Source organism: Neptunomonas sp., assembly GCF_016744175.1.
Taxonomy (GTDB): domain Bacteria; phylum Pseudomonadota; class Gammaproteobacteria; order Pseudomonadales; family Balneatricaceae; genus Neptunomonas.
Genome location: NZ_JADGEV010000072.1, coordinates 1 through 10,826, shown reverse-complemented (window position 1 = coordinate 10,826; position 10,826 = coordinate 1). Strand labels below are relative to the sequence as shown.

The 10,826-nt window shown below is 41.6% G+C and carries 11 protein-coding genes; 9 read left to right on the top strand and 2 right to left on the bottom strand.

All coding sequences use genetic code 11. The annotated features are described in order from the left end of the window. From QZZ55_RS19150 to QZZ55_RS19110, 9 genes are all read left to right on the top strand, one after another. Nucleotides 1–187 (top strand): DUF1732 domain-containing protein (locus tag QZZ55_RS19150; RefSeq protein ID WP_293269028.1); only part of this gene is annotated, 187 nt, incomplete at its 5' end. Between the two features lie 199 nt (nt 188–386). Beyond that, a complete protein-coding gene (locus QZZ55_RS19145) occupies nt 387–1,634 on the top strand; it encodes a site-specific integrase (protein WP_293269027.1) in 1,248 nt (415 codons plus the stop codon). Between the two features lie 35 nt (nt 1,635–1,669). Continuing rightward, nucleotides 1,670–2,611 (top strand): hypothetical protein, encoded by a 942-nt coding sequence (locus QZZ55_RS19140; protein ID WP_293269026.1) that lies wholly within the window; start codon nt 1,670–1,672, stop codon nt 2,609–2,611. An 86-nt stretch (nt 2,612–2,697) separates the two neighbouring features. After that, nucleotides 2,698–3,396 (top strand): Fic family protein, encoded by a 699-nt coding sequence (locus QZZ55_RS19135; RefSeq protein WP_293269025.1) that lies wholly within the window; start codon nt 2,698–2,700, stop codon nt 3,394–3,396. A 326-nt stretch (nt 3,397–3,722) separates the two neighbouring features. Continuing rightward, nucleotides 3,723–3,959 carry a helix-turn-helix domain-containing protein gene (locus QZZ55_RS19130; protein ID WP_293269024.1) on the top strand — a complete coding sequence of 79 codons (237 nt, stop codon included), beginning with the start codon at nt 3,723–3,725 and terminating at the stop codon, nt 3,957–3,959. Nucleotides 3,960–4,112: 153 nt separating this feature from the next. Next, nucleotides 4,113–5,801, top strand: a complete 1,689-nt coding sequence (locus QZZ55_RS19125; protein WP_293269023.1) for a replication endonuclease — start codon at nt 4,113–4,115, stop codon at nt 5,799–5,801. Nucleotides 5,802–6,104: 303 nt separating this feature from the next. Continuing rightward, nucleotides 6,105–6,932, top strand: coding sequence for a GNAT family N-acetyltransferase (locus tag QZZ55_RS19120; protein ID WP_293269022.1), 828 nt, complete (start codon nt 6,105–6,107; stop codon nt 6,930–6,932). Next, nucleotides 6,929–7,780: an ImmA/IrrE family metallo-endopeptidase gene (locus QZZ55_RS19115; RefSeq protein ID WP_293269021.1), complete on the top strand. Its 852-nt coding sequence runs from the start codon at nt 6,929–6,931 to the stop codon at nt 7,778–7,780. Before QZZ55_RS19120 ends, QZZ55_RS19115 begins: the two co-directional genes overlap by 4 nt. After that, on the top strand, nt 7,773–8,822 hold the full coding sequence (locus QZZ55_RS19110; protein WP_293269020.1) for a hypothetical protein: 1,050 nt from the start codon (nt 7,773–7,775) through the stop codon (nt 8,820–8,822). Before QZZ55_RS19115 ends, QZZ55_RS19110 begins: the two co-directional genes overlap by 8 nt. Here QZZ55_RS19110 and QZZ55_RS19105 read toward each other — a convergent pair whose 3' ends face one another. Further along, nucleotides 8,823–9,380, bottom strand: coding sequence for a sce7726 family protein (locus QZZ55_RS19105; protein ID WP_293269019.1), 558 nt, complete (start codon nt 9,378–9,380; stop codon nt 8,823–8,825). A 640-nt stretch (nt 9,381–10,020) separates the two neighbouring features. Then, a partial coding sequence (locus tag QZZ55_RS19100; protein WP_293269018.1) for an AMP-binding protein occupies nt 10,021–10,826 on the bottom strand: 806 nt, incomplete at its 5' end.

Genomic DNA, 10,826 nt, shown 5'->3' with positions numbered 1-10,826 from the left:
AGAAGTGCGCCGTATCCTAAAACAGAAAGAACCCGTAGGCCGCCGTTTAGACTTCTTGATGCAAGAGCTAAACCGCGAAGCTAACACGCTATCATCAAAGTCGATTGTGACTGATACCACACAGAGTGCTGTAGAACTTAAAGTGTTGATTGAACAGATGCGTGAGCAGATCCAAAATATTGAATGATGTTTTAGTACTATCCAGTGAACAGTAATAAACACCTAAAGCTCTGAATTTCAGGGCTTTTTTTATTTTTGTCATTTGTGGGTGTTCACTGTTGTTTGCTATAGTGCAATCCAAGTGGTGGGTAAAACGGTGGGTAAACTAAAATACACCAGTGCTACTAAAGTCTAAAAAATGGTGGGTAAATCAATTTTGGTGAATTATGGGCAAGCTGACAGCAAAGCAGGTAGCCACCCTTAGTAAGGGTGAGGCAAAGCGTTACTCAGATGGAAATGGATTGTATTTGTGCGTTCCTAAATCCGGAGCAGCTTTCTGGATGTTACGCTACACCTCAAACGGCAAACGCCGAGAAATGTCTCTTCAGAAGGTTACTGAACTTTCGCTCGCCAATGCGCGAGCTGAAGCAGCCATTAAGCTTCAAGAGCTGAGAAGTGGTGAAGACCCACTGTTAACCCGCAAGCGGGAAACGATGAAGCGCATTACCACCGTTGATCACTTGTTTTCTGATTGGTACAACAACGATATTGCTAAACGGCTCAAACACCCGAATATTCCTAAGCGGCTATATGAAAAAGATATCGCACCGCAAATAGGTGATCTACCTGCAAACGAAGTGAGCCCTAGAGACATCAGAACCATGATTCAAACTGTGGCGTCTAGTGGTCGTCCCACCATTGCTAACGATGTTCTTATGTACTCTAAACAACTCTTTCGACACGGTATTAAGTTAGATGTGTTGACTAGCAATCCTGCTGAAGCTTTTTCTACCACAGATGCTGGTGGTGTAGAAAAGAGCCGAGATCGACGGCTTAGTATTGAAGAGCTAACAAGTGCCTTCAGAGTCTTTAGAGAGAATGGTGATCGGTTTACGAGAGATAACTATCTTGCGTGCGCTCTACTGGTCACTCTTGGGGTTCGCAAAGCCGAGCTGATTTGCGCCACATGGTCAGAGTTTGACCTAGATAAGCGACTTTGGAATTTACCTTCTGGGCGTAGTAAAACGGGTGCCGCCATTACCATTCCGTTGCCTGAATCGGTGACCCTCTGGTTAGATGAGTTGAAAGTTCGTGGCTTCGGTTCTGAATATCTATTCCCTAACCGCCGTGCTAGTAAACGATTCTCCCACATTAGCCTCGATACGCTGAATCATGCCATTGCCAAGCTTTGTGGTAAAAAAGTCGACTCTAACAAGCAACCATTGCCTAACTTGATGGGCGATGCTGGGGTTGATGAATTTTCCCCTCATGATTTGCGCCGTACCTGTAGAACATTAATGGCCGCAGAAAAAGTGCCCGGACATGTTGCAGAACGATGCCTGAACCACAAATTGAAGGGGGTTGAAGGTATTTATGATCGTTATGACTACTTGGAAGAAAGGAAGGAAGCTTTGCAAGTAATAGCCAACCTAGTGGCTCCAATAGTAAACCAAAGTACAAGTAACCTAAGCTGATTAAATCATTACGTAGTATGGAAAAGGGCAAAGTTATGCAAGGGCCGTGGTATACGTTCGAGGAAGTTCAAGAGCTTCTATCATTTAATCGATCTGAGTTGCTATACCAGGTCGACACTGGGGCTGTTCGACCAGTCGTGACCACCAAGCAGAGACCTTTTCTGGTGTTTAGGAGAGATAAGAACCAGCGATGGATCGGCTTAGGTACTTGTAGCTACCGTGGCTGCTTAACACTCCACTCTGACTCAATAACCAGCCTAATAGAAAATGGAGAAATCAGACTAGGTAAAGGTTCTGCTAGGTTACTCGAACCCCAAAAAGTTAAAAATTGGAGCGGACGCTACCCGTTCAAACAGCTAGCGCCATTTGATGTACTTGCAGAATGGAGTGGGAGCGAATGGGAGGTTATAGAACTGAGCAAGCTCGCTGTTACGCCACTCCCTTTAGAAGGCCAGTCAAGTACCGCTTTCATTGGCGGACTTGCCAAGAGTGCTATGCAATTCATGACCAAAAACGATCAAGCCTTACCTGACTCCAAGGAAATGGCAAAAATAAATGAGGCGATGGAACTATATCCCTACACATGGAACTTTGATGCTAACTCCAAGTTTTCATCGGAAGACTTACGAATAGCAGCTTCTGAAATAGAGCGATTTAAGACCGCAAGAACTCCTGAGCTAGAAGAAGAGCTACAGCCGGTTAAACAAGTGCTATCTCGAATAGAGGGAAAGCGAACCAGCCAACTTCATCAATTAATACTTCGTGTATTAGTTGATAATCCTGACACAAAATCTAAAGATTTTTGGCGCTTAATTCAAAATGATTGGGAAAGTGATGAGCCGTTATACGATCTTGAAGGGATTATCGTTAATATGGATGCTGTAAGCATTGAATGGCGTAGCCTTGGGTATACCGATCAATCACTTAAGCGAGCCTCTTTTGGCGCTACGGTTTCAAAGCTAAAAAAGAAGCTCTAAACATTGATGGCTGATAGACTGAATAACAGCGATTAACATTATCTAATGTGTTATTCGAAAACACTGAGAATACTGATATGAAAGACATGCACTGGGGTATGGTACCAAACAAGGAAATGGCACTGTTTATTGCCAAGAAACAGTTAGTCAGTCTCGTCCATGATGCGGTTAAACTTGAAGGAATCAATTTCACCATCCCTGAGGTTCAGACGCTCCTAGACGGAATCACGGTAGGTGGTCATAAATTGTCTGATCAGACAATCGCGGTTAATCAGGGCAAGGCATGGGAGCAGCTCTTTGGCTGGGTGCAGAAAACTCAGTTCGATCTGTCCAAAGAGCTCGCTTGTAACCTGCATGCGATAGCAGGCAAAGAGGAAGCGATGGAATGGGGTGTTTTCAGAACCGGCCAAGTGTTTATATCTGGCACCGACTATATGCCCCCTCATTATTCGGAATTGGATGAGAGGTTTTCAACGCTGGTCAGTGAAATTCCAGAAAACACTGATGTGTATGATAATGCGATCCATATCTTTCTGAGTATGGCGAGAAACCAGTTTTTTTATGACGTTAACAAGAGGATGGGCCGTTTCCTGATGAACGGCTACCTACTCAGTCACGGCTACCCTGTTATCAATGTTCCAGCCAAGCAACAGCTTGTATTCAATGAGTTGATGCTAGAGTTCTATATCTCAGGAAACGAATTGGCTATGAACAAATTCCTACGCTCATGTCTAGGACAAAACTCGATCAGCATGATGAAAGAATCAAACGCAAAAAAGCCCTAAAGGAAGTGTATTGGTTTGAGGTTCGTTGCGGCTACCAATGCAGATATATGTTTTCTCCGAACAGCAAGAAAACATATTGCGAATGGGCGCGAAAGCCAAAAAATGCTATCACAAAGATGGTTGGCCTTTTCTCTCATAAGTATGAATGAGTTATACATTTTTGCATTCTTCATTTGACCGAGCGAGTTCGGTCACTTTTCGGTTAGTAAAATTAACGCTAACCGCCAAAGTTTAATGCTAAGCTAAAAAATTTAACACTAATATTAACGTCCCCACACCGCCAGTTATCGTTCCCTCGTATTCAATAAAAATGCGAGGCAACACAGATGAACTGCACCACACAGCAAGACCAACCCCGCGCTCTAACAGAGCAAGAAGCATGTAACTACATCAGCATGAGTCGTTCATTTCTGGCTCAATCACGTATGGATGGACAAAGGGCTGGGCGCACTCTTGCTCCACCCTTTATCAAAATCGGACGCTCTGTCCGTTATTTAAGAGAAGATTTAGATCGTTGGCTGGATAGCTTTTGTAAGCTGGAACACATTGGTCAGGTAGTTTAACTATGTGGGATCTACTGCAACGTGCTTTCATCGTATTTTCGTTCATTACCCCTAAAGGGCTGTTTCATGTGCTTTGCCCCCCTTTAAGGGAGGTGCTTCATATTGCGCGGCCCTTTAGGGCTTCAAAGCCTCTTGTTGCTCAGGGGGCTAATAATGACTAAGACCATTAGCGAAGTGCTAGAGAGCAGTGGATATAATAATAAAGATCAGAAATGGGTGACCTATCGGATAGAACGATTACCGTTGAGTTTTCAATCAAAAGTTGAAGCAGACTACGTAAAACTTGCAGAATCTGACAGCTTTAGAGAAGCCAATTCTTTGATACGTGAATTGTATGAAGAGATCAGGCTAAAGGGAACAAGCTTATTAGCAACTTGCTCTAACGACGCGATAAAGCAGTATGCAGAGATCATTTCAAAGAGACTGGAAACAGACTTTGGGGATTTCATGAGGAGAACTGGTAATAAGGATTTCTCAATTCAGCGAATAGTTTCTGAAGTTGAGACACGGGGTTTAACATTTCCGCTAGAGAGATGTTTTGAATGCACAGACGCTGAAAGAATAGCAGCCCTAGCTAGAGTCTTTAATCCACGCTGGTGGGTAAGACGGTTAAGAAAAATTAAGAACTTCAAATTAGAGCTGATAGCTCGTCGCCTCGAAATGGTTCATAAACGAGGCCAAGTCTATTGTAGCAATATGTCAGTTTCCAACAGACGAGAACAAAAGCAGCGTAATACGCGAATGATCGAAGGGTTAGAAGCCGTCAGTGATGAGGGCGACGTATTGAGCCTAGCCGAGTGCGTTGAGGCCTCAGTCGCAAATCCTGAAAACAGACGGGCAGAGTTGATGGTTCGTATGCGAGGGTTTGAGGACGTAGCAAACGATGCAGGGCATCAGGGTGTATTTTTTACACTCACTGCTCCCAGCAAATATCATGCTGTTCACGCATCTGGTAAACCTAACAACAAGTATCAGGGTGCTACCCCAAAAGAAACAAATAACTATCTAGGGAATTTATGGACGAAGGTCCGCTCTGCATGGGATCGAAGAGGTATTAAGCCTTATGGATTTCGAGTGGTAGAACCTCATCATGATGGCACACCACATTGGCACTTAATGCTGTTCTTTGAACCTACTCAGTGCAGTGAAGCCATAGAGAAATTTAGAGACTATGCGATAGCTGAAGATCGTGCAGAGCTTCGCAATAATCTTGCAGCGCGATTCGATACCAAAATGATAGACCCAAAAAAAGGGTCGGCTACAGGTTATATCGCTAAATATATCTCTAAAAATATCAATGGATATGGCGTCGATCTAGATCACGAGTCAGGCACGGATGCGCAAGACAGCGCGGTACGAGTTGATGCTTGGGCAGCACTATTTGGTATTCGTCAGTTTCAGCAGATTGGCGGCCCTCAGGTTTCAATTTGGCGCGAATTGCGTCGAGTCTCCGAGAAGGAAGCCAGAGAATGGTTTCATAAGTCAGATGAGCAACAGCCAGAGAGTATCAAGCAAGCACGCTCAGCAGCAGATGCATCAAACTGGAAAGCCTACGTTACACTGATGGGAGGGCCTAGCTGTAAGCGAAAGGATCAAGCTCTACAGCTACATAAAGTAATCAGGCGTACCGAGTGTGGACTAAAGGAAGAAAACGACTACGGTGAAATTATAAGCCGTGTGCGCGGTGTTATTGATCGAATTAAAGGCAATGCAGCGATGCTGCTAACTCGGGCTAAGAGGTGGTCAGTCCGTAGGGCTGAGCATGATAGCGAACCGCAGGTATCGCCTTGGAGTTCTGTCAATAACTGTACGCGAGAATTCAAGTCTGTGAATGTAGGTTAAGTCAAAAGCCAAGGAATATTCTGATTATAAATCAGAGTCTAGGAGGTAAGAGCTGATTGCGACATAACAAGCGTGGTACAAGCCAATGCCTTGCAATATATTCAATGCTAGCCGTGTATCAGCCGCTTCGAGTCGGCTGCTAGGGCTGGATTAATGGAAGGTCATACACGTCAGAATTTCTAAGCTAGGTATAACAATTGGTGACTGTCTAGAAAATAGCCTATGTCAAAGCAACTTGTTGATTTTGAGTATAGTTTGGAGTAAAAGTGTTATAATTATTGACAAGGAATCATACCCTGCAGGATGCGATGGGACTTTTCACTGTACGACCCTCAACTCCTTCCTGAAGCACTTGTGACAAAAAAGTATAAATCTATCTCTGCGTATGACTGGATAGGCAAAACGAAAGATCAGACCTCTTTCTGTGACTTAATTGAGCCTAAGAAAATGAAAAGTATAAATGAGCTTCGCAATCTACTTGAAAGTGGACATACCAACTATACCGGTACCACCGTTATCAACACGGAAACAGTTACTGACTTGACCGGTGCGAAATACAATGCAGAAATTATTCATGGTTGGGATATAGGTTTTGCCATGCAGTGTGATGAAACATGGGGTGACTTTCATTACCGAGTTTTTGACTATATCTCGACTAAAAATGAGTCAGAGCGTGAGGCTCTTTTAGAAAGCTGCCATTTAGAAGATGCGCATTGGCAGTGGCTAAGCAAGCATAGGGGGTATCACTCTGATCAGTATGAATGGTTCTATTTAATGGGAGATGATAATCCTCAAGCGTCTTGCTTAGTTTACCATCCAAAGAAATCAGCTTGTTCTGACGATGATATTTTCTATATTGAATTCCTTGCTGTTGCTCCTTGGAATAGACCTAACCCACTAGATAAACAAAAATTTAAAGGGCTAGGGAGCCTCCTTCTTAAAAATGTTATTTGCCATATAGAAAAGCATCAAGGGCTAGTGAAAGGTTTTTCATTGCATTCACTACCAAAAGCAGAGGGATTTTATACAAAGATCGGCATGGTACGTATGAACCAGCTCGATAAAGGCAGTATGGCTTATTTTGAAATGCTTGAGAAACCAAAGCAAAGTTTCTTAGGAGAAACAGCATGACCTCTAAGAAGTTTGATTCATTTGTTATTAACGGTGACGCAGGAGCTTATAGTAGCGCGCATGAGATGTTTGAATCTTTTCTAGAAAGCCGCGCACAATTTCATACCCTACCAACTCATTTGAAAAGTAGCCCTAATACAGTAAAGCTTAGCCTGTTTCGTGAAATACATGCCAAGAAATTAAACAGTAGCTTATTCAGGCAGATGGGAGCCACCAATCAGGCGCTAGTGAACTATTGGTTGAGTAGAGTACGAAATTTAGCTGATTTATCATTTTCCTTGAATGATTTGCCTGAATTTAGTGGCCTTACAAAAGAAGACTTAGCTGAGCTTTCTAAAAATACAACTGACCCTAAGTTTATCGTTAATATAGAATCATATTTGGCTAAAAAAGGCATCATTTTTGTGGTGGAACCGTCCGTTGATGGATTAAAAACAGATGGTGCAGTATTCAAATTGAGTTCAGGTCACCCTGTCGTGGCTATGAGTTTAAGGCATAAGCGTTTAGATAATTTTTGGTTTACTTTGATGCATGAGCTTGCTCATGTAGTCCTTCATTACGATAAACTGGATGGTTGTATTATCGACGATTTGGACTCTGAAAGTTCAGATATCATAGAATTAGAAGCAGATAAACTTGCTGGTAATTCATTGATACCTCGAAACATTTGGAGAACTTGTGCAGCTAGACGAGATCTCCAAGACTCGACGGCTATTGAGTTTGCTAGAATGCATGGGATGCATCCAGCCATTGTTGCTGGGCGTATTCAAAAAGAAATTAATGACTATATGAAATTCAGTGCTATCACCAATAGTGTTGATACTAGGGAGTTACTTTTAAGTGAATAATTATACTCCATTTTTGAAATTCAAAACTGCTGAGATTGGTGCTTTGAAAGCATTAAAAGATGCTGAGCTGGAAGCAGTAACTCCATTTTTTGACTTAGCCACAAGAAAAGATATAACTGATGAAGATGTAAAAAAAACAATTATTAAAGGCGTGCGGAAGTATGAATTAAACTTTAAAAATTCAAATGGTTTTTATATTGATGATTTCGACATAGATGACTCCATGCGCATTAATGGAAGTATTGTCTATGAGTTTTTAATTCAAACGTTCCAAGAAATAGACTTTATTCCTGTAATAGGATTAGATCGAACGACTCAACGGATAAATTCAGTATTTAATCCCTTAATCATTAGTGATACTTTAGCTATACGATTAAACCAAGAAGATTTTATCAGCTACACACTGATAGAAGATGAGCTTGCTGAATTATTAGAGAGGGCTGATAGTCAATATTCAAAGTTTCATTTATTACTAGACTGTAGATTATGTATTGATTCCGGTGTTGTCGATCTATCTACAAAATTAATTCAGTTGATTCAAGCAATTTCCAGCGACCATCATTTTGAAAAAATAATTATTAGCGGTTCTTCTATTCATGCATCAGTAGCTGAAATACTACCAGTGTCATCAGAAGCATTGATTACCCGTAAGGAGTGTAATATTTTTCAAATGGTAACCCAAGAGCTTGGCGATCGCTTTGGATTTGGTGACTATACAGTTATATCTCCAAATTACTCAGATGCTGATATCCCTAAATCAGCCCTAAGAAAAGTAATGACAGCTAAAGTTATCTATTCTTATGAAGATAAACACCATTTTTTAAGGGGGGGGGCTATTGAAACTCATCCTAGAGGTGCAAAACAATACGACGACATGTGTTTAACATTAACCAGTTACGTATTTTACCGAGGAAAAGCATACTCGGTCGGCGATGAGTATATTGATACTAAATCTAATGGGATTGGTGTTGATGCTTTGCCGCACTCAATAGGTAAGTATCTGATTAATGCGCATATGACTTTTATGATCAATGATTACTAGTCACGCTACCCTCATGCGAGTTGCAAGAAAGTTTGCTATAGAACGATTGGTTTGAATCTTGTTCATTTTATCTGATAGCTCTGTAGCAAAATCTCTTTTATTAGTTTTGCTTGGAATTGTTAATTTCAGTTCATCATTTAAATCAGTTAGTTCACTTTTCCATAAAGTAGCAAGTGCTAATTCTTTGTCAAAGAGGGGGTTCGTGTTAGTTTTTCTGACATGTTTAAACTTTATATTCCCTTCCGACTCGTAGGCAACGATAATCCCCCAGAACTTGGGTGTTTTTTTAATTGCTTCATTCAGTTTTCGCTCAGTAGTCACTAGAGAAATTTTCGCAAATACTTTGTTGTAATACTCTCCCTGCTTAGCTATACGATCGATTTTATCTTTATCACCCTTTATTTCGTAGCAATGAGCTTCTGAATGTACTGTAACTACATCCGCAATGGCATTGCCTCGATGTACGTGAAGTTCTTCCAAAATACACCTAGGTTTAAGTGCTTTAGAATTCAGGAAGTCAATCAGGCGAGGTCTAATATCAATATCATTTAAGTACATAGTGTCCCTAAGACAACCAAAACAGTTAGTGCTCATTTTAGTACTAACGAAGTAAAATCTCTGCTTAAAACTACAGAAATATCACATTAGTAATCACTAGAATAGGCCCCGCATTGGATTTTCCAATCGGTACAGCCGTAGCTAAATAGAGAACAGGGTTAAATCTTGCCTTTTTCTTCAATATTAATAAGCAACGATATCCTTCCTCTTGAACAAATGTCGAGTTACTTGATAAAAAGTGTGTCCAAACTAGATGTTGCATGCAGGTAACTAAGAGTGTTTAAGGACTCCTCTTACTGATCCTGTGTATCAGGCTGGCTTTTATCGTGTGAGGACTGCTAGGTTAAGAGTGCCGTTCTAGCCTTCGTACCTTCCATTCGTAAGGGCTAAACTAGTCAATTCCAGTCTAGGCAGTGATTCAGATTGGCAATTCGTTAGATAAAACATAAAAGGTGGGTAAATCGGTGGGTGTAAAGTTATATTTTAATGTAACTATTTGATATTAATGGTATTTAATTATTTTTCCATAAGAAGATCCAAAATATTGAATAAAGAGAGTAACTTTTCAGCACTTAAATATAGATGAAAGAAAAACACCGAGCCTGCTAGCAACAGAGACTCGGTATTTTTTTGCAGTGCTTTACGCCGTTTCGCTCAATGCTAATTGCTTAGCCGTTGCAAAATCGTTTTTTCCCGATCCTAACTTAGGCACTGTATCCACGGCTACCCAGTTGGATGGAATCATTAAGCCGCTAACGCCATTCGCTAACATTGCTTGTCTCACTTCGGCAATGTTTAAGCTTCCTTCATAGAGCAGTGTAATCGACTCACCTTTTTTATTGCAGGGCAGGTTGATAGCAACAAGCTCTACATCTTTTTCAGGTATTGCGTTGCGTACGTTTTGCTCTAGTTCACTTAAGCTAATCATCTCGCCCGCTATTTTGGCAAACCGTGAGTAGCGATCCAAAATCGTTAAAAAGCCTTGCTCATCGATAGAACCTTTATCGCCAGTTACATACCAGCGCTCACCCTCAATGTGCTTTAGGACTTCAGCATTTTTCTCGGGGTTGTCTAGGTAGCCCTGCATCACTTGCACGCCACCAATGAGAATCATTCCCGCTTCGCCTGTTGCTAGCTCTGTGTAGCTTTCTGGGTCGACTATCTTAAAGCTTGTTCCCGGTAACGGCATTCCTACGGTGCCCTGTTTTCCGCCTTTTTGTACTTTCCAATATTGAGTATCAAGTACATCAGGTAGGTTTACGCTGGCAACCGGTGTGGTTTCAGTACAGCCGTAACCTTCGAGAATGGGTTTGCCAAACTTTATTTGGAAACTATCGCGTACATCGGTATTGAGCTTTTCTGCCCCAGAAACAACGATGCGTAAGCTGTCGAACATAAGCGGATGCACTTTGTGGTTGCGGGCAAAAAGCCTTAGAAATGTTGATG